The sequence below is a fragment of the Brevibacterium sp. 'Marine' genome, from assembly GCF_012844365.1.
In the GTDB taxonomy this organism is placed as follows: Bacteria; Actinomycetota; Actinomycetes; order Actinomycetales; family Brevibacteriaceae; genus Brevibacterium.
Genome location: NZ_CP051626.1, coordinates 17,444 through 35,232, shown reverse-complemented (window position 1 = coordinate 35,232; position 17,789 = coordinate 17,444). Strand labels below are relative to the sequence as shown.

Below are 17,789 nucleotides of genomic sequence, written 5' to 3'. Positions count from 1 at the left end.
TAATGTGGGTCACGTGACTTATCTTCGCTATCCCCATATCCAGTCCGATCTCATCACCTTCACCGCCGACGACGATGTCTGGCTGGTTCCGTCCGCCGGCGGCCGCGCCTGGCGGCTGACCTCCGATCATGCGCCGGTCCGGTCGCCGAGGATCTCGCCCGACGCAGCGCACGTCGCGTACGTGTCCTTCCGCACGGGCCAGCCGGAGCTCATGGTCGCCGAGGTGGCCACCGGGTCCCTGCGTCGGCTCACCTGGTTGGGGTCGAGCACGATGACGATGCTCGGGTGGGCCGATGCCGCCCATGTCCTCGTCGGCGCGAATGCCGGGGAGTTCGAGGTCCGCAACCATGTCGTGAAGTCCGTGAGCCTCGACGGTGAGATCGATCGGCTGTCGTTCGGTCGTGCCTCGGGTCTGGCCAGGCACCACACGGGAGTGACCGCTCTGTCGACGCCGTTCTCCCGTCCGCCCGCGCACTGGAAGCGCTACCGGGGTGGGACCGCGCCGAGGCTGTGGCTCGACCGGGTCGGCAACGCGAACGCTGCCGGCATCGGAGATGGGTCCGGCGCCCGGTGGCAGCGTCTGCTGCGCGACGATGATGCCTCGCTGACGGATCCGCTGTGGGTCGGCGATTCGCTCGTGTTCACCTCGGACCGGACCGCGACCTTCCCCCACCATGCCGACGAGCAGGCGAACCTGTGGATCGTCGACGGACTGGCCACCTCGGCGAGTTCCGGTGATCTCTCGGTCGAACCACGCCAGCTCACGCACCAGTCCGAGGCCACCGGCTATGTCCGTGACGCCACGACCGACGGCACCCGCATCGTCTGGCACTCCCGTGGGGAGATCAAGATCCTCGACAGCCTCGATGCGGCCGTCCGCACCCTGGAAGTGACTCTGCCGGGGACTCAGGTGCAGCCGCTCACCCTGGACCCGAAGACCGGGCTCAACCACATCAGCCCCGACAGAGAAGGCAATGCCTCGGTGGTGGAATGGCGGGGCAAGACCTTCTGGCTCGCCCACCGCGAAGGCCCGGCCCGGGCACTGTGCGCGGATTCGTCGATCCGCACCCGCGAACCTCTCATCCTCGGGGACACCGGGTTTGCCGCGTACGTCACGGATGTCGAAGAGGAGGACGCGATCGAGGTCGCGTCCGTGACCGGGGACAAGCCGCCTCGGCGAATCGGGGCCGGGGCCCTGGGACGGGTCCTGCACCTGCAGGCGGATCCGGCGGGGAAGATGCTCGCCACGATCTCCCACGACGGGTCGATTCGAACCGTCGAGGTGGGCAACGGACGGACGCGTCTGGTCGGGCATTCGGGACACGGCGAGGCGCGCGATCCACGGTTCTCACCCGATGGGAAGTACCTCGTGTGGTCGCAGCCGACGCAGGGTGAGGAGCTGCTCGCACAGCTGATGATCGCCGAGGTGAAGTCGGATCGCGAGGCGCAGCCGCTGACGACGGGCAAGTTCAATGATTTCTCGCCGACGTTCACCCGTGATGGGAAGTTCGTCGCGTTCCTCTCCGATCGCACCTTCGATCCTTCGTACAACCAGCATTCCTTCGATCTGTCGTTCAACGGCGTCACCCGACCGTGGCTGCTGCCCTTGGCTGCCGATGAGCCCGCACCGTTCGGACCGAGCGCCGGCGGATGGGCGATCAGCGAGGTCACCGAGGAGGCGAAGTCCGAGCGCGGTCGCGGGGACAAACCGACCGCCACCGTCGAGGTCGAACTCGAGGGAGCCGAGGAGCGCATCGTGCCGTTCCCGGTCGCCTCGGGGGTCTTCCGGGATCTCGAAGCCGCCGAGGGAGGTCTCGTCTGGCTGCGCACCGGCGACGTCGAAGCCGGTGAACTCGGCACCGCACGGGCCGGAGATGCCGGTGACAAACCCGCCGAGGTCATCCAGTACTTCGACTTCGCCAAGCGGAAGGTCACCACCGTCGTCGACAAGGCCGACGAGTATGCGATCTCCGGAGACGGCAGACTGCTCGTCGTGCGCAGCGACGATGCGATCAGCGTGGTCCCGGCGAACCGGAAGGTCGAGGCCGACGATGATGACAACATCTCCGTCGACGTCTCGCGTCTGCGGTTCGAGCTCGACCGTCGGGCCGAATGGCTGCAGATGTTCGAAGAGAACTCCCGGATCATGCGCGACCACTATTGGCGCGAGGACATGAACGGCGTCGATTGGGAGTCGGTCACCCTGCGCTGGCGTGCTGTGGCCGCGAAGGCGCTGACTCATGACGACCTCGTCGACGTGCTGTGGGAGACCGTGGGCGAGCTCAACACCTCGCACGCCTATGTCAGCCCGCCGTCTGGGCTCGGAGATGCGTCGAAGAAGCTCGGATTCCTCGGTGCGGATCTTGTGCGGAGCGCTGAGGGTTGGACGATCTCTCGCATCCTTCCCGGTGAGAGCAGTGAACCGGAGGCAAGGTCACCGCTGCGCCAGGCCGGTGTGGGAGCCCAGCCCGGCGATGTCATCGTGGCTGTCAATGGTCAGCCCGTCGACGAGGTGGCCGGTCCCGCCGCTCATCTGCAGGGGGCCGCGGACACGATCGTCGAGCTGACTCTGCGCCGCGGTCGCAAGGACCGCACGGTTGCCGTGATCCCGCTGCCCACCGAGGAGAAGCTGCGTTATCAGGATTGGGTGCGCTCCCGCCGGGAGTATGTGGCCGAGAAGTCATCCGGCCGCATCGGCTACGTCCATGTGCCGGACATGACCTCGTACGGCTGGGCACAGCTGCACCGGGATCTGCGACAGGCCATGGCCTGCGAGGGCGTCATCGCCGATGTGCGGTTCAACCGAGGCGGACACACGAGTGCTCTGGTGGCCGAACGCTTCGCCGACCAGGTGGTCGCGTGGGGTGCGGCGCGCAGCTATGACCAGATGGACCGGGACCCCGAGGATGCTCCGCGCGGGCCCGTGGTCTTCGTGGCCAATGAGTTCTCCGGCTCCGACGGCGACATCATCAACGCTCGCGTGCAGGCCAAGGGCATCGGCCCGGTGATCGGCGTGCGCACGTGGGGCGGAGTCGTCGGCATCGACGGTCGCTACGATCTCGTCGACGGCACCGGAGTGACGCAGCCGCGCTATGCCTTCTGGATCGAGGGCAAGGGCTGGAGTGTGGAGAACTATGGCGTCGAGCCTGATATCGAGGTCGAGCACGATCCCGGTCAGCTCTTCGCCGCCAACGATCCGCAGCTCGATCGTGCCATCACCGAGGTGTTCGCCGGGTTGGAGGCCCGTCCCGCCGCCCAGGCTCCGGAGTTCCCACCGCCGCGCGTGCAGCCGCTGAAGAAGGACGGTGCCGGGGCGCCCGACGCTCCTGCCGAGGGCTGATCCGGCGCCACCACCACCTGCCGGGCGCCCGCCGAGCGGCCACGAGCGCACGCGAAGCGACGTGAGGGTCCGCCCGGCCCAGCCACAACGTGGGGAGTCATCGACTTTTGATCCAGTCATCGAGAGAAAACTCGATGACTGGATCAGAACCCGATGACGAACCGAACAAAACTCGATGCGTGCCGGGCTCTACCGCTCAGTCGGGGTCAGGGCCCACACGCCGAAGGCGAGCAGTACGAAGCCCGAGATCACGCCGCTGATGACCGGGATGAACGCCGGAGCCGCCGCGAAGAAGGCGATGAACCCGCCGATTCCGCAGAGGGTCACGGCGGTGGCGAGCACATGAAAGCGATCGAGCCCGAACACCCAGCCGAGCGCGAAGAAATGGGTGCCGACGACCACCGCCACCCACGCCACTCCGAGTTCCGAGTGGCCGAGGCTCGCCAGCAGCCGGGTTCCGGCGAACAGCAGGCCCGCCTCGATGAGCACGATGATCCAGTAGGCGCGACCGAACGGCGGTCCCCGACGACCGCGTTCCCCTGATGCGCCGAGACGGCCGCCCCCACCACGTTTCCGCAGCAGTCCGCGGACCGCGAGGACCGCGATGCCGGCGAAGACGATGACGCCGACCGTGATGACGAGTGTGCGCCCCAGGGTCGAGAACTGGACGGTGTTGAGGACGAGGAACAGCAGTCCGAAGCCGGCACCGATGAGCGCCCCGATCCCAGCACCGGCAGCTGTCCGCCTGGCGCTGAGTCCTGTCGTGTGGTCCGGGTCGGGTGCTTCTGCGGTCATCATTGTCCGTTCGTCTGTGCGCTCTATCTGCCCCCGGGAGAGTACCGAGGGCCCGGCAAAGCCATTTTCCACCACGAGGTCTGCGACAACATCCCTTACAGCAGTCTTCCCAGCGAACTCACGTGTTTCCGCCCGAGCAACGTGGAGAGTCCATCGAGTCCGCCGTTTCCACTCCCTCCAAATGAGTCATCGGGTTCTGATCCAGTCATCGAGAGAAAACTCGATGACTGGATCAGAACTCGATGACGAAGTGGACGAAACCCGATGCAGGAGGCAGATGAACCCGTCTTCAGTCACGTGGACGCTGTCGAACTCCGCGCCGTAGTGGGGGCAGAAGCCTGCACGCCAGCGGCTCGTCGGTCATTCCGACAGACTCACCACGAGTGAAGGCGACCTGACCACGAGTGAAGGCGGCCTCATCACGGGTGCAGGGGCACGCTCGATTCGTCGGTGAGCGCGAGGAAGCCGAAGGTCTCCTGCAGGTACAGGTCGACGGTCTCACTGTCGTGGCCGCTGTAGCCGATCGACAGGTCCTGGCCGAGGTGGAGTTCGTAGTCGCCGCCGCGGGTGGACACGAGCAGGGCGCCCTCGAGAGCCGGCGCCCAGACGATCTCCCCGGCACCGAGCTGGCGTGAGAGGTGATCGCGGATCGGGAAACCGTGGTCGGTCGACTCGGAGACCTTCGTGTATTCGGCCTCGGACAGCAGCAGGCTGTAGGGCCCGTCGACACCGGCCGTGCGCAGACCGGACAGCGCCTGCGCCACCGCGTCCGCATAGTCCTCGACCGCATCGGGCAGGGTTACGGCCGCGTTCGACGAGTTCGGGACGATGCCGCCGATGCCTGCGGAGTCGAGTCCGTGGAGGATGGCCCGGTCCTCGGCCAGGGCGATCGTCGTCGCCGCGTCCTTGACCGGCTGCCAGTCCGAATCGCCGGAGCCGCGCGCTACATCGTCGATGGCCTCACGTGTGACCGTGAAGGGGGCGCGCAGTTCGACGAATTCCTGCACGATGCGCTGTCGAATGTGCAGACCCGACGAATAGGACTGCACATCCTTGATATGCCCCGTGGTCACCGAGGAGGTCTCGAAGCCGGTCGGCCCTTCGACGTCGACGATGCGCCGACCGGCGATATTGCGCTTGAAGGTGCGCCGAGCCTCTTCCTCGATCTCCGCCCAGGCCGGGCCGGTGATGGGGGCGAGTTCGCGATAGAGATTGTTCACTGTCGTCTCCTGTTCAGGCTGCCGATTCCCAGGCTGCCGTCCGTGGGTGCTGAGGGGTCTGCGTCTGTCGGGTCATCGCTGTGGGTCGGGTCGTCAGCGACCGAGTCATCGTCCGATCCGCCGTCGCTGTCCGGTCCGTCGATCTTCGCCGAGGCGGCTCCACCGATCCCGAGTCCCGCCTGGATAAGTTCCCCGTCGGGATCGTCGAGGAAATCCTGGGAGGGGACGAAGAACAGCCCGCCGGTCACCGCGTTCGAGAAGTCGAGGATCCGGTCGTAGGTGCCCACCGGATCTCCGATGAACATGTTCTCAAGCATCCGCTCGGTCGTAGTCACGTCCGCGGCATAGGCGATGAAATAGGTGCCGTATTCCCCTGATCCGACGGATCCGAAGACCATATTGTCGCGCACGATCTCCCGGTCGTTGCCGTCCTCGTCCTCGATCGAGTTGAGCACGAGGTGCGAGTTCGGGGCCTTGTCCTCCTCGGCGAACTCGACGTCGGAGAGTTTGTGCCGCCCGAAGGCCGCTTCCTGCTCCTCGACGCTGAGCTCGCCCCAGGCGGACATGTCATGCGTGTATTTCTGAACGATCACATAGGTGCTTCCCGGATATCCCGGGGCGCCATCGCCGGGAACGGCTCCCACCTCGGCTCCTGCCCCGGCGGCGGCTGCGACATCGGGTCCCACCTCGGCGGAATCCGAGACGGACTCCAGTGCGGAATCCTCGGCGAGGTCATCGGGGTGGAGGAACACGGCATCGACGGCACCCTGATCCTCGGGGTTCTCGGTGCCGTCGACGAAGCCGAGGATGTCGCGTTCGTCGAAATACCGGAAGCCGTGGACTTCGTCGGCGACGTCGACGGCGCCCTGCAGCGCGTCGCCGATGAGGCGGGCGAGTTCGAAGCACAGGTCCGGGCGGCGAGCGCGGATGTGGAACAGCAGGTCACCGGGAGTGGACGGTGCCGTGTGGACGTCTCCGCGCTGTTCGATGAAGGGGTGGAGACCCCACGGTCGGGGCGCGGTGAACATCCGGTCCCAGAGGTCGGCGCCGATGCCTGTGACGCAGCTGAGGTCGTCTTCGCGGGAGCGGAAGCCGACCGTTCGGGTGAGCCCTGCGATCTCGGACAGGAAGTCCTTGACTGTGCTCTCGAATCCGGGGCGGACGGTGAGGACGAGGAAGATCGCAGACGGCGACGGCGGAACCAGCACCCGTTGCGGACTCTTCCCATTGGGGAATGCCTGCTGCCAGACGGTCACTGCATCATCTCCTCCGCTCGCGGATTCGGCGCGGTGCACCTCGGGACACCAAGGTGACCTACGTCTCGGAGTCTACGCCTCACCAGGCGCGATTGGCCACGATGTGTGCGTCGGTCGAAAGGCACCCCTGAGATCGACAGGCACGGAGGCCATGACCCCGTCGTACACTCGAAGGGAAGCGAGCGAAAGGAGCATCTGCCGATGTCCGAGAAGAAGAGCTCCGCCAAGAGCCGCGCACACGAGGTCCGGGTCCGCCGCATCTACGACGACGTGCAGAAGTCCGATGGGACCCGGATCCTCGTCGATCGCGTCTGGCCGCGCGGGGTGAGCAAAGACAAGGCCCAGCTCGACGAATGGGTCAAGGACGTCGCGCCCTCGACCGAGCTGCGCAAATGGTATTCCCACGACCCGGAGAAGTTCGACGAGTTCGCCCGCCGCTTCCGCGAGGAACTGAAGAACGATGATGCCGCGCAGGCCCTCGATGAGCTGCGCGAGCTCGCACGGACGGGGACTCTGACCCTGCTCACCGCGGCCAAGCGCGATGACATCAGCCAGGCCACGGTGCTCGCCGAGATCCTCAACGACAAGAAGTCGAGCGGCGCAAAGACGAGCGGCAAGGACAGCGAATGAGCGAGATCAGCCCAGACACCCGCGACTGGACCGATGTCCTCGCCGGGGGCTGCTCCGAGTGCGGCTTCACCGGCACCGAGGACCCGACCGGAGTTCCCTCCACCCTCGCCGAGGCGGCCGCCACCTGGCAGACGGTCCTGACCAGGGATGACGCCACCGAACGGCGCAGCCCCGACCGGTGGTCCGATGTCGAGTACGCCGCCCATATGCGTGATGTTCTCAACGAATTCCGCCGCCGCACCGAGCGCATGCTGGCCGAGACCGACCCGACCCTGGATAACTTCGACGGCGATGCGGTCGCCGTCGATTCCGACTATGCCCATCAGATTCCCGCCGAGGTGGCCCCCGCCCTGCGTGCGGCCGCTGAGTCCTATGCCGGCCTCCTGTCCCAGGTCAGCGGGGAGGAATGGGACCGGCGCGGCTTCCGCTCCGACGGTCATGCCTTCACCGTCGCCTCACTCACGCTCTACGGACTCCACGAAGTCCGGCACCACCTCGGCGACGTCGGGGCCTGACAACACGACCGAGACAACCGGCGAAAGGTGAGGCCATGTCATTGGAATGGGAACAGATCGTCATCGATTCGCCCGACCCGTTCACGCTCGGGCGCTGGTGGGCTCGGGCGCTCGACTGGGTGATCGTCGACGAGAACGACACGGAGATCGAGATCCGGCAGACCCCCGATCGCCTGCCGGGAATCATCGTTGGCATCGACCGCGAAGAGAAGGTCGTGAAGAACCGACTCCACCTCGATTTCCGGCCCGATGATCGGGACGCCGAGGTGGCCCGCCTCCTCGATCTCGGAGCACGCCGTGTCGATGTGGGTCAGACCGGAGACGAACCCTGGGTCGTCCTCGCCGACCCCGAGGGCAACGAGTTCTGCATCCTCGGCTCCTGATTGGGCCGCGATCGGCCGGAACGCCGGCCGCAGCCGGACCGGAGTCACTGACGTCGAGACCGTCGATCCGATATTATTGGACACAGTTGTCCAAAATACTTTAGGCTCGTCATATGGGCAGGAAGAAGAGCTTCGACGAGCAGTCGGTCATCGATGCCGCCATCGCCGTGTTCAGCGAGCACGGCTATGCGGGAACCGATGTGGGACTGGTCTGCGAGCGCGCTAACATCGGCCGCTCGAGCTTCTACAACACCTTCGACAGCCTCGACGCCGTCTTCCTTCGCGCCCTGCGTGACTACACGGCCACGGGCATCCCGCTCAGGGAGGAACTCGACCACAGCCTCGAGCCCGCGCCCATCCTGCTCATGCACCGCCTCGGGGGCGCACTGGAGCAGCAGTGCAACGACGAGAACCGGACCGGGTGTCTGTCGGCGAACACGGCCGCCGAACTCGGTCGCGACGTCGACGCCGTGTGCTCGATCCTCGATGCGGACCGCGACGCGTGGCTCGACACCTACTCGGGCATCCTCGAACGAGGTCAGACCGCAGGCCACATCCTCGACGACATCGACCCTCGAATCCATGCCCCACTCATCCACAGCGTGCTCGCCGGCCTGCGGATCGCCGCTCGGGTCATGGCCACAGAGGACGTCCTCGCCCAGTCCCGAGCCTTCGTCGCAGGACTGTGCACTCCGGCCGGCAAGGCCACTCTCGAGCCCGGAGGTGCACCGGGCACCTCGACGAAAGGCAGCCGAACCCGATGAACGCCTCAGCACCGCCTTCCCTCAGACCCCGCGTCCCCGCCCCGGTCTACCTCCTGGCCGCCGTGATCTTCTGCCTCGGCACCAGCGAGTTCATGATCGCCGGAATCCTCGAACCCCTGAGCGCTGACTTGAGCGTGACGATCCCGCAGGCGGGCCTGCTCATCACGGGTTTCGCCGTCGGCATGATCGTCGGGGCGCCGGCCATGACGCTGCTGACGCTGACCCTGCCCAGGCGGGCGACGATGATCGTCATGATCATCGGCTTCTCCGCCCTCCACATCCTTGCAGCGCTGTCACCGAGCTACGGACTGCTCATGGTCTCAAGGGTGCTGTCGGCCTTCGCCTGCGGCGGGTTCTGGGCCGTCGCGGCCGTCCACACCTCGGCCATCTCTCCCGCCGCCGTGCAGGGCCGAGCCCTCGCCAGCCTCGTCGGCGGACTCACCGTGGCCAACCTCGTCGGAGTGCCGATGGGAACGTGGATCGGCACCCAGTTCGGATGGCGTTCGACATTCTGGGCGGTCGCCGTCGTCACCGCGCTGGCCGCCGTCCTCATCGCCGTGGCCACCCGGTCGAGCGCGCAGTCCGCCGACCCAGCGAAGTCCACCGACCCAGCGAAGTCCACCGACCCAGCGAAGTCCACCGACCCAGACGAAGCAGAGTCGCCCGCTCCCGCCGAGGCGGCCCCCAGCCTGCGAGCTCTACTGCGTGCCGAGATCGCGGCGTTCAGGGGACCCCGAATCTGGTTGGCCCTGGGCACGACGGCGCTGTTCCAGGCTTCGGTGTTTGCGTCCTTCTCCTACTTCTCCCCGCTGCTCACTCAGGTGGCCGGCCTGCCCGCGGACCTCGTTCCCGCAGTCCTCGCGGCCTTCGGCGTCGGTGCCTTCGTCGGTGTCGTCGTCGGCGGGCGCTTGGCCGACAGGAACATCTTCGGCAATATCGTCGGCAGCCTCACGGCTCTGGCGCTCAGCCTCGGCGCCCTATGGCTGGTCGCGGACAATGCGATCCTTGCCGTCATCATGATCGTCCTCGTCGGCGCCAGCGGTTTCTCCATCGCCGGGGCGCTCAATGCCCGCGTCTTCCAGATCGCGACTCAGGCGCCGACCCTGGCCGCCAGCGTCAACACTTCGGCCTTCAATGTCGGCAACGCGGTGGGACCTGCCGTCGGTGCCTGGGTCATCGCCGCCGGGTTCGGCTTCCCCTCCACGGTCATCGCCGCCATCGTCCTCGCGCTCGCTGCACTCGTCGTGGTGGCCGTGGCAATCGGCGTCGAACGGAAATGGGCACGGCGATCAGAGCCCATCCTCGCCGAGGCGGCCTGCTGATCCCAGCCCACCGACCATTGACTCCGGACCGGATGAACCCAGTCAGGGCTCAGCTCAGGGTCCCGGCCGGCTGCAACCGCTCGCGAGTGTCTTTCCAGGGCTTGACCCAGGTCATCTGTTCGGGAACCAGAGTCTCACCGCACGCGCTGCACACCTCACCCTGAGTCGTCTCCTGCCCGCAGGCTTCGTGGATGAGTCCCATATGGCCCCCGCCGGCAGGCAGGTCGGTGTGCTTCTCTGCCCACAGCGACAGCTGCTGGAGGATCGGCAGCAGATCGGCGGCGGCCTCGGTGGCCGCATAGCCCTGCCGGGTCCGCGCCCCATCGGCGTAGTCGACCTTCGTCAGCAGTCCGGCCTCGATCATCCCGGACAATCGACGGCTGAGGACGGCTTCGGAGATTCCGAGATTCTCCCGCAGCTGATCGAATCGCCCCCGACCGTGGAGGACGTCGCGGACGATGAGCAGCACCCACGGATCGCCGAGCACGTCGAGGGACCGCTTCACCGGACAGAACTCCTGCGACCAATCCGAACGCAAAGCCATCTCGACTACCTTTCTTCGAAGAAGTCTGCTTATACTTCCCCCAGTATAACTTCTTTGAAGAAAGTTCGAGGGATCGATGTCGACCATTCCACCCGCGCAGCGGAGGCACCGCCGCATCCACCCCGCCTGGTGGGTCGCTGCCGTCGCCTTCATCGCCCTGCTCGCCGCCGCCGGATTCCGGGCTGCTCCCGGAGCACTCATGGTTCCGCTCCACGCGGACTTCGGGTGGTCGATGAGCAGCATGTCCCTGGCGGTGAGCGTGAATCTGCTGCTCTACGGACTCACGGCCCCCTTTGCCGCGGCACTCATGGATCGCTTCGGCATCCGCCAGGTCGTGGCCGCGGCTCTGGCTCTCGTTGCCCTCGGCGCCGGAGGCAGCGTGCTCATGACCGCGTCGTGGCAGCTGCTCATATTCTGGGGAGTGCTCATCGGGCTGGGCACTGGTTCGATGGCCCTCGTCTTCGCTGCCACCATCGCCGATCGCTGGTTCATCGCCCGCCGCGGGCTGGTCATGGGCATCCTCACGGCCGGATCGGCCACCGGTCAGCTGATCTTCCTGCCGCCGGTCGCGACGATCGCCGAGTCCACGGGGTGGAAGCCGGCATCCCTGCTCATCGGCATCGCGGCGATGGCCGCCGTGCCGCTGGTCTGGTTCGTCCTCCGCGATCATCCCACTGACCTGGGCGTCCTGCCCTACGGTGCGGCTAATGCGAGCACGGATCTCGCGACCAACTTCAACGACGAGACCGAGCTTGAGGGCGACACCCCGACCACGGCGGAGTCCGCCCCGACCACGCCCGCCGAGCGCCGCGGCACCGACGCCACCCGACGCGCCTTCGCAGGCCTCTTCTTCGCCGCCCGTCATCGCTCGTTCTGGGCTCTGGCCATCGCCTTCGCGATCTGCGGCGCGACGACGAACGGACTCATCGGCATCCATTTCATCCCCTCGGCCCACGACCATGGGATGCCCGCGTCGACGGCGGCCGGCCTGCTCGCGGTCGTCGGGATCTTCGACATCGTGGGCACCGTGTTCTCCGGGTGGCTGACCGACAAATTCGATCCCCGGATACTCCTCGTCGCGTACTACACGTTCCGCGGGGTCGGCCTGCTGCTCCTGCCCTGGCTGCTCTCGGACACGGTCCATCCGAGCATGATCCTCTTCATCGTCGTCTACGGCCTCGACTGGGTCGCGACCGTCCCGCCGACAGCCGCCCTGTGCCGGGAGATCTTCGGTGAGAACGGGACGATCGTCTTCGGATGGGTCTTCGCCGCCCATCAGATCGGCGCCGCGGTCGCGGCCTTCGGCGCCGGTGTCGTCCGCGACGCCTTCGGTGAGTACACCTACGCCTGGTGGGGTGGTGCGGCCATGTGCGCCATCGCCGCGGTCCTGTCGTTCGCAGTCAAGCGCCGTCTGATCGATGATCGCAGTCAACCCGCCGTCGCCGAGGCGGCCCGGTAGTCCCAGCTCAACCGAGGTTCAGCCCTGATCCTTCGGTTCCCACAGCTCGATCCGATTCCCTTCGGGATCGGTGACCCAGCCGAACCGGCCGATCCCGTCCATATCCTCGGTCTCAGGAGCCACCTCGGCGCCGGCATTGCGCAGCTGCACCACCATCGCGTCGAGGTCGGCGACACGGAAATTCAGCATCGTCTGCTGCCGGTCCCGGCCGTCGGGTCGAGTCCCGAAGTAGTCGGTGTCGGCCTCGAAGAGTCCGATCACGGTCGGTCCCGCCGGCTGCTGCCACAGCCCGTGATCCCCGAAGTCGACCCCGAGGACATCCCGGTACCAGGCCGTCATCGCCTCGGGGTCGGCCGCCCGCAGGAAGTATCCGCCGATTCCAGTCACTCTCTCCATGGATGAATGGTAATCCCAGGGATGGACTCAAGTGTCGCGGAATGGCGCGAGACTGTAGTTTGTTACAGGGCACAGATCGTCAACCCGTGAAAGGACGTTCCATGAGCAAGTTCGCGCTCACCAATGCCAACACCGGCGAAGTCGAGGAGGAGTTCGCCTCCGTACCCGTCGATGAGATTCCCGCGTACATCGATCGTGCCCATGAGGCACATCTGGCGTGGAAGGAGACGCCGCTGTATGAGCGCGCGGCGATTCTGCGGAAGTTCGCCGATCTCGTCGATGAGAACGCCGATGAGATGACCGACATCATCGGTCGTGAGATGGGCAAGATCAAGAAGCAGGGACTCGGTGAGGTCGACAAGGTCGCCCGCACCGCCCGCTGGATGGCCGACAACGCCGCCACCCACCTGTCCACGACTCACCTGGCCGCCGCCGGCGCCGCCAGCAGCTATGTCGAGCACCAGCCGCTGGGCGTGCTGCTGGGCATCATGCCGTGGAACTTCCCCTACAACCAGATCGCCCGCTTCGTGCTGCCCAACCTCATGGTCGGCAACACGATCATGATGAAGCAGGCGTCGATCTGCCCGAAGTCCTCCCAGTACTTCGAGGACCTCCTCACCGAGGCGGGGCTGCCGAAGGGCGTGTACCAGAACATCTACCTCGACTCCTCCCACGCCGAGGAGGTCCTCAAGGACTTCCGCGTCAAGGGCTTCTCGCTCACCGGTTCCGAGGGTGCAGGTGCGTCCGTGGCTGCGATCGCCGCGAAGTACTACAAGCGCGCAGTCCTCGAACTCGGCGGAAACGACCCGGCCGTCGTCCTCGACTCGAAGGACGTGCCGTCGGTGGCGCAGAAGCTCGTCGGGCTGCGCCTGGCGAATGCCGGCCAGGTCTGCACCTCGCCGAAGCGCATGATCGTCGTCGATGAACTCTACGACGAATTCGTCGCCGAAGCCGTCAAGGCCGTCGAAGCCATGAAGATCTCCGACTTCGACGACCCCGAGGTCGGCATGGGACCGGTGTCCTCCGAAGGCGCTCGCGACGAGATCGTCGAGATGATCGAGAAGGCCGTGGCCGATGGTGCGACACTGCGCACCGGCGGCAAGAAGCTCGACCGTCCCGGCTGGTTCATGTCCCCGGCCGTGCTCACCGACATCGACCCGCGTTCGGACCTCGGCTGCAACGAGCTCTTCGGCCCGGCCGTGATGATCTACCGCGCCAAGGACGAAGAGGATGCTCTGCGTCTGGCCAATGACACCGAATACGGCCTCATGTCCTCGGTGTGGACCGATGACCTGGAGAAGGGTCAGGAGTTCGGCAAGAAGATCAACGCCGGCATGACCCTGATCAACGCCCACATGGAGTCGGGCCCCGAATACCCGTTCGGCGGCATCAACCGCTCCGGCTACGGCCGCGAGAACGCTCAGTGGGCGTTCCAGGCGTTCACCAACGAACACCTCATCCGCGTCCACGCCTGATCCCGTGCGCGCCCCGGTCTGAGTCCGGAGCAATAGACGACGCCCGGTCGGCTGCGAGTCATTCGCAGCCGACCGGGCGTTGTCGTTTGAGGTACGCGTGGTGGAAGCTGAGAGACTCGAGCCCCATGCACGCGGCGATGCCGGTGTCGGACCGGTCGCCTGGTCCTCAGCCGAGACCGGGCCCGACGCGGATCGCGTCGGCCGCGTCGAGGGCGAGTTCGATGCTCTCATCCCCGATGCTCACCGCGATCGACGAGGCGGCCGAACTGATCGATCTCACCTGCAGCTTCGTGCCGATGACGATTCCCCGATCGGTGAGATAGCGCAGCAGCTCGGGTGAACGGTCGGAGACCCGGACGACCTCGACCTCGACACCCGGTGCTGTCTCCTGCAGACGCCGGCTCGGGAATTCGGCGGTGCGTCCGTCGGCGTCGGGGATCGGATCCCCGTGCGGATCGCGCTGCGGACTTCCCATCGCTGCGTTCATCCGTTCGAGGACGAGATCGGACACGGCATGTTCGAGCCGATCCGCCTCGTCATGGACCTGATCCCAGGTCAGGCCCAGGGCCTCGACGAGGTAGGACTCGACGATCCGGTGACGCCTGACGATCTCCACGGCGATCTGCCGGCCCGCGTCGGTGAGCACGATCTGCCCGTAGGGTTCGTAGTCGATGTAGCCGTCGCGGGCGAGCTTCTTGAGGTTCGCCGATACCGTCGAGGCGGTCACTCCCAGCTGCTCGGCCATCTCCGTCGTGGCGGGACGACCGCCCGGCCATTCGTAGGCCTTCCAGATGAGGGTGACGTAATCCTCGACCATGCGAGTGACAGCGGGGCGCGGCATGATGGTCATTCTACGCGCGGGTACCGGCCGATTTCGGGTCGGGCGCGGTTCCGACGATCGATTCGCGTTTCGGTTCGTCCGCCTCGGCGGGGGTGTGCATCTGACTGTCATCGACGGTCTCATCTGCACTCTCTCGCGGGGGACGGCGGAACGGAGCGGCGAGCGTGGGCAGGATGTCACCACGGTGGAGGATGAGGAACACGATCGCCAGCACCGCCTGGATCGCGGAGAGGATGTAGCGCCCGGACGTATCGGTGACGAAGAACTGCAGTCCGAAGAGCGCGGCGAGTCCCAGCGCGGGTGCCCAGTGGAAGCGCAGAGCCAGGATGATCGCGACGCCGAGGATGGTCTGCGTGGCCGTGAGCGTGAACTCCTCGATCTGCCGCCCGTCCAGGGGCAGCCCGAGGCCGCCGCCACCGGCGAAGTGCGCGATCGGCAGGGAGCCGACGAGCAGGCTCCACTGGTTGACCTTCGAGGCGATGAGCGTGCCGATGGCGGCCCCGCCCATGCCGCGGACGGCGAACATCGCGGCGATGATGAACTCGGGTGCTTCCGAGGCCAGCGGGGCCAGCCACTGGACGAGGAAGTAGCTGTCGATGCCGAGGCGCTCACCCGAGGCCACGAGTGCCTCGGCGAACGGTTCGGCCGAGAGCAGGATGATCGCGGCTGAGACGACGAACATGGTGACCACTGTGATCCGGCGGGCCTTCTGCGGCATGGCGACGATGAGGGCCGCGGCGCCGACGAACTCCTCGTCGTCATCTCCCGCGGCCTGTCCGGCCCGCCACAGATAGGCGGCGAAGATGAGGACGAGCCCGATGCCGAACCACATGGGGATGCTGCCGAGCAGCGGGATGGCGAAGGCGATCACGCCGAGGATGACGAGGAAGCCGATATCCATCCGGCTGCCCGAGTCGAGACGCAGGGAATGTTGGACGGGTGACTTCGTCCGTTTGGCCATGCGGCGCGCGACGAGCAGGGCGATGATGACGACGAGCGGCCAGCCGAAGCCGAGGAGCAGACGGTTCGATCCGGTCATGTTCGCCGCCGCGAAGTGCAGGTAGTCCGGATCCGATCCGGATCGGAACGCGTAGTAGAGGTCCACGGCGTATTCGGGGAGGACCGCGATGAGGGCGAGCAGGGCGATCGCGAGGGCTCCCGAGATGTCCTTCTGCGCCGCCTCGGCGGCCCAGGCCAGCAGGAAGGCGGCCGCGACGATGGCGGCGCCGAAGGCGAGGAGTTCGAGGACCGGGGCGAGCTCGATGCCGCTGATCCGCAGCACCACGGCGGGTGCGGCGAAGAGCAGGCAGATCGCGATACGGCGAAGGATTGCTGTGGGCATGCTTCAAGACTTCCCGCCGCGAATCGGGTGTGTCTACGCACAACTGAGACTTAGACGCCTCCAACAATTGCGGAAGGTCCCGGGATCCGCTTGTTTCTGGGGATCTCACGGCCTGGCGGGATGAGGTCGTGTGCCCGAGGTCACCGAGCGCGTTTGGAGCGCATGGCCTTGAGCTGCTTCACCGTCGGATCGGCGGCGAGGGACCGGTACACGTCAGAACCGAGTGGCACTAGAGCGACACGGCCATCTGCATCATGGTGAATTCCCCACCCGTAGCGTTTGCCCAGTGGGGAAGATCGCAGGCACGGCTGGTCCTTGGCGAAGAACGCCTGACGCGCTTCCGCTCGTTCCTCGGTTGGGATTCCCTGGCGGGTGGCGTACACCTCGAACACCACATCATCGCTGGTGAACTGGTACGGGTGCTCGGTGATGAGTGCGTACTGGAGAGCTGCAGCAGTCGGAGCCTTAACCCCGACCGGGGGCTGCTCCGCTGCACCTGTCGGGCAGTCGTCTGCGACCTGGATGAACGTGCCGGTGTAATTCGTGCTTCCCATGCTTCAAGTCTCACCGGCCAACAGCGAGTCCGATAGGAGAAAAGCGACAGTCCACTGGTGCAGCCTGGAAGAATGGAATCATGACCCGGTCCAGTGACGCGAGGAAGCGCCCAATCGCCACCTCCGAGCGATCTGGCGTGCTCTACCCCGAGCGGCTGGCTCGCTACCAGGCGGGCTGGATCGACCCCAGCCCCGCCGCCTCGGCGATGATCGATCAATACTGGCATGTCTCTTGGGCGCTGGAGGACGGCGAACGACTGGATCAGCCGATCATCGACCTGCCCGCAGTCACCGTCAGCATCGAAGAAGGCGAGGTGCCCGCGCCGCTTGTGGTCACCGGGGTGCAGTGCGGGGCCTGGAGACGCACCATCGGCGGTCTCGGCCGAGTATTCGCAATCCGGCTTCGCCCCGCGGGACTGGCAGTGCTCAGCGACCTCACTCCTGCTCAGGTCGCCGACGCCACTGTGCCCCTCACCGCAGAACTCGGCCCCCGTCTGCATGCGTTCATGCAGCGCATCACCGCCTACACCGACCCCGCTGAGCGGGCGCAGGCGGCGAACGAGGCAGTCCAGCGGGCCATCGCGGAACGTGCCCTGACCTCGACGGGCCTCTTGGCGAACGATGTTTTGGACGAACTGCGCGAGCGAATCCACCACCGAACCGGCACGACGCTCACGGAACGGTTGGCACGGAGCGAGCGAACCATTCAGCGCGCTTGCCTGGACACGCTGGGCCACGGTCCGAAATGGCTCAGTCGCCGCATCCGCCTCCAAGAAGTCGCCCTCGCCCTCGTGACCCGCCCCACCGAGGAACTGGCCGTCATCGCTGCCGATCTCGGATACACCGACCAATCCCACCTTACGAACGACTTCCGCACGGCCACCGGCATCACCCCAAACGCCTACCGCCGCACCACGAGTAATCTGACCGCCTGATCCGAGTCCTCAGATCAC

17 protein-coding genes are annotated in these 17,789 nt (G+C 66.3%); 9 read left to right on the top strand and 8 right to left on the bottom strand.

Translation table 11 applies throughout. From position 1 onward, the window contains the following. Positions 1-13 precede the first annotated feature (13 nt). Entirely contained in the window at positions 14-3,340 is a 3,327-nt protein-coding gene (locus HF684_RS00150) for a S41 family peptidase (protein ID WP_248279048.1), read from the top strand. A gap of 189 nt (positions 3,341-3,529) precedes the next feature. Here the strand turns inward: HF684_RS00150 and HF684_RS00145 are convergent, their stop codons facing one another. The 3 genes from HF684_RS00145 to HF684_RS00135 all read right to left on the bottom strand — a co-directional run bounded on the left by HF684_RS00145 (position 3,530) and on the right by HF684_RS00135 (position 6,611). Beyond that, entirely contained in the window at positions 3,530-4,135 is a 606-nt protein-coding gene (locus HF684_RS00145) for a hypothetical protein (RefSeq protein ID WP_169250799.1), read from the bottom strand. 419 nt (positions 4,136-4,554) lie between these two features. Beyond that, positions 4,555-5,355: a family 1 encapsulin nanocompartment shell protein gene (locus HF684_RS00140; protein ID WP_169250798.1), complete on the bottom strand. Its 801-nt coding sequence runs from the start codon at positions 5,353-5,355 to the stop codon at positions 4,555-4,557. Next, a complete protein-coding gene (locus tag HF684_RS00135) occupies positions 5,352-6,611 on the bottom strand; it encodes a Dyp-type peroxidase (protein WP_169250797.1) in 1,260 nt (419 codons plus the stop codon). Before HF684_RS00135 ends, HF684_RS00140 begins: the two co-directional genes overlap by 4 nt. A gap of 201 nt (positions 6,612-6,812) precedes the next feature. Here HF684_RS00135 and HF684_RS00130 point away from each other — a divergent pair, with 201 nt between their 5' ends. The 5 genes from HF684_RS00130 to HF684_RS00110 all read left to right on the top strand — a co-directional run bounded on the left by HF684_RS00130 (position 6,813) and on the right by HF684_RS00110 (position 10,225). Next, on the top strand, positions 6,813-7,241 hold the full coding sequence (locus HF684_RS00130; RefSeq protein WP_169250796.1) for a DUF488 domain-containing protein: 429 nt from the start codon (positions 6,813-6,815) through the stop codon (positions 7,239-7,241). Further along, positions 7,238-7,756, top strand: coding sequence for a DinB family protein (locus HF684_RS00125; RefSeq protein ID WP_169250795.1), 519 nt, complete (start codon positions 7,238-7,240; stop codon positions 7,754-7,756). The genes HF684_RS00130 and HF684_RS00125 overlap by 4 nt, the downstream gene beginning before the upstream one ends. 35 nt (positions 7,757-7,791) lie before the next feature. After that, positions 7,792-8,139: a VOC family protein gene (locus tag HF684_RS00120; RefSeq protein ID WP_169250794.1), complete on the top strand. Its 348-nt coding sequence runs from the start codon at positions 7,792-7,794 to the stop codon at positions 8,137-8,139. Between the two features lie 113 nt (positions 8,140-8,252). Further along, complete coding sequence (locus HF684_RS00115; RefSeq protein ID WP_169250793.1) at positions 8,253-8,903, top strand: TetR/AcrR family transcriptional regulator; 651 nt, start codon at positions 8,253-8,255, stop codon at positions 8,901-8,903. Next, the gene (locus HF684_RS00110; RefSeq protein WP_169250792.1) at positions 8,900-10,225 is read left to right on the top strand and encodes an MFS transporter; all 1,326 of its coding nucleotides are present in this window, start codon (positions 8,900-8,902) and stop codon (positions 10,223-10,225) included. Before HF684_RS00115 ends, HF684_RS00110 begins: the two co-directional genes overlap by 4 nt. A 49-nt stretch (positions 10,226-10,274) precedes the next feature. Here the strand turns inward: HF684_RS00110 and HF684_RS00105 are convergent, their stop codons facing one another. Next, complete coding sequence (locus HF684_RS00105; protein WP_169250791.1) at positions 10,275-10,769, bottom strand: helix-turn-helix domain-containing protein; 495 nt, start codon at positions 10,767-10,769, stop codon at positions 10,275-10,277. Positions 10,770-10,845: 76 nt separating this feature from the next. Between HF684_RS00105 and HF684_RS00100 the strand changes: the two genes are divergently transcribed. Beyond that, positions 10,846-12,228 (top strand): MFS transporter, encoded by a 1,383-nt coding sequence (locus tag HF684_RS00100; protein WP_169250790.1) that lies wholly within the window; start codon positions 10,846-10,848, stop codon positions 12,226-12,228. A gap of 18 nt (positions 12,229-12,246) precedes the next feature. On the opposite strand, the gene HF684_RS00095 is transcribed toward HF684_RS00100, so the two are convergent. Then, entirely contained in the window at positions 12,247-12,624 is a 378-nt protein-coding gene (locus tag HF684_RS00095) for a VOC family protein (RefSeq protein WP_169250789.1), read from the bottom strand. 101 nt (positions 12,625-12,725) lie between these two features. Between HF684_RS00095 and HF684_RS00090 the strand changes: the two genes are divergently transcribed. Continuing rightward, entirely contained in the window at positions 12,726-14,099 is a 1,374-nt protein-coding gene (locus HF684_RS00090) for an NAD-dependent succinate-semialdehyde dehydrogenase (protein WP_169250788.1), read from the top strand. A gap of 166 nt (positions 14,100-14,265) precedes the next feature. On the opposite strand, the gene HF684_RS00085 is transcribed toward HF684_RS00090, so the two are convergent. The 3 genes from HF684_RS00085 to HF684_RS00075 form a co-directional block, all read right to left on the bottom strand. Then, positions 14,266-14,940 (bottom strand): metal-dependent transcriptional regulator, encoded by a 675-nt coding sequence (locus HF684_RS00085; RefSeq protein ID WP_169250787.1) that lies wholly within the window; start codon positions 14,938-14,940, stop codon positions 14,266-14,268. 10 nt (positions 14,941-14,950) lie between these two features. After that, positions 14,951-16,282, bottom strand: a complete 1,332-nt coding sequence (locus HF684_RS00080; protein ID WP_169250786.1) for a sodium:proton exchanger — start codon at positions 16,280-16,282, stop codon at positions 14,951-14,953. A gap of 140 nt (positions 16,283-16,422) precedes the next feature. Further along, entirely contained in the window at positions 16,423-16,836 is a 414-nt protein-coding gene (locus tag HF684_RS00075) for a DUF6157 family protein (RefSeq protein ID WP_169250785.1), read from the bottom strand. 80 nt (positions 16,837-16,916) lie between these two features. Here HF684_RS00075 and HF684_RS00070 point away from each other — a divergent pair, with 80 nt between their 5' ends. Next, the gene (locus HF684_RS00070) at positions 16,917-17,771 is read left to right on the top strand and encodes a helix-turn-helix domain-containing protein (RefSeq protein WP_169250784.1); all 855 of its coding nucleotides are present in this window, start codon (positions 16,917-16,919) and stop codon (positions 17,769-17,771) included. The last annotated feature ends 18 nt before the right edge of the window (positions 17,772-17,789 follow it).

Excerpts from the sequence above, each read along its gene's own strand:
- HF684_RS00090 (WP_169250788.1), top strand. The coding sequence starts at position 12,726 with ATGAGCAAGTTCGCGCTCACCAATGCCAACACCGGCGAAGTCGAGGAG.
- HF684_RS00080 (WP_169250786.1), bottom strand. The coding sequence starts at position 16,282 with ATGCCCACAGCAATCCTTCGCCGTATCGCGATCTGCCTGCTCTTCGCC.
- HF684_RS00120 (WP_169250794.1), top strand. The coding sequence starts at position 7,792 with ATGTCATTGGAATGGGAACAGATCGTCATCGATTCGCCCGACCCGTTC.
- HF684_RS00130 (WP_169250796.1), top strand. The coding sequence starts at position 6,813 with ATGTCCGAGAAGAAGAGCTCCGCCAAGAGCCGCGCACACGAGGTCCGG.
- HF684_RS00095 (WP_169250789.1), bottom strand. The coding sequence starts at position 12,624 with ATGGAGAGAGTGACTGGAATCGGCGGATACTTCCTGCGGGCGGCCGAC.
- HF684_RS00100 (WP_169250790.1), top strand. The coding sequence starts at position 10,846 with ATGTCGACCATTCCACCCGCGCAGCGGAGGCACCGCCGCATCCACCCC.
- HF684_RS00070 (WP_169250784.1), top strand. The coding sequence starts at position 16,917 with ATGACCCGGTCCAGTGACGCGAGGAAGCGCCCAATCGCCACCTCCGAG.
- HF684_RS00085 (WP_169250787.1), bottom strand. The coding sequence starts at position 14,940 with ATGCCGCGCCCCGCTGTCACTCGCATGGTCGAGGATTACGTCACCCTC.
- HF684_RS00110 (WP_169250792.1), top strand. The coding sequence starts at position 8,900 with ATGAACGCCTCAGCACCGCCTTCCCTCAGACCCCGCGTCCCCGCCCCG.
- HF684_RS00145 (WP_169250799.1), bottom strand. The coding sequence starts at position 4,135 with ATGACCGCAGAAGCACCCGACCCGGACCACACGACAGGACTCAGCGCC.
- HF684_RS00115 (WP_169250793.1), top strand. The coding sequence starts at position 8,253 with ATGGGCAGGAAGAAGAGCTTCGACGAGCAGTCGGTCATCGATGCCGCC.
- HF684_RS00125 (WP_169250795.1), top strand. The coding sequence starts at position 7,238 with ATGAGCGAGATCAGCCCAGACACCCGCGACTGGACCGATGTCCTCGCC.
- HF684_RS00075 (WP_169250785.1), bottom strand. The coding sequence starts at position 16,836 with ATGGGAAGCACGAATTACACCGGCACGTTCATCCAGGTCGCAGACGAC.
- HF684_RS00105 (WP_169250791.1), bottom strand. The coding sequence starts at position 10,769 with ATGGCTTTGCGTTCGGATTGGTCGCAGGAGTTCTGTCCGGTGAAGCGG.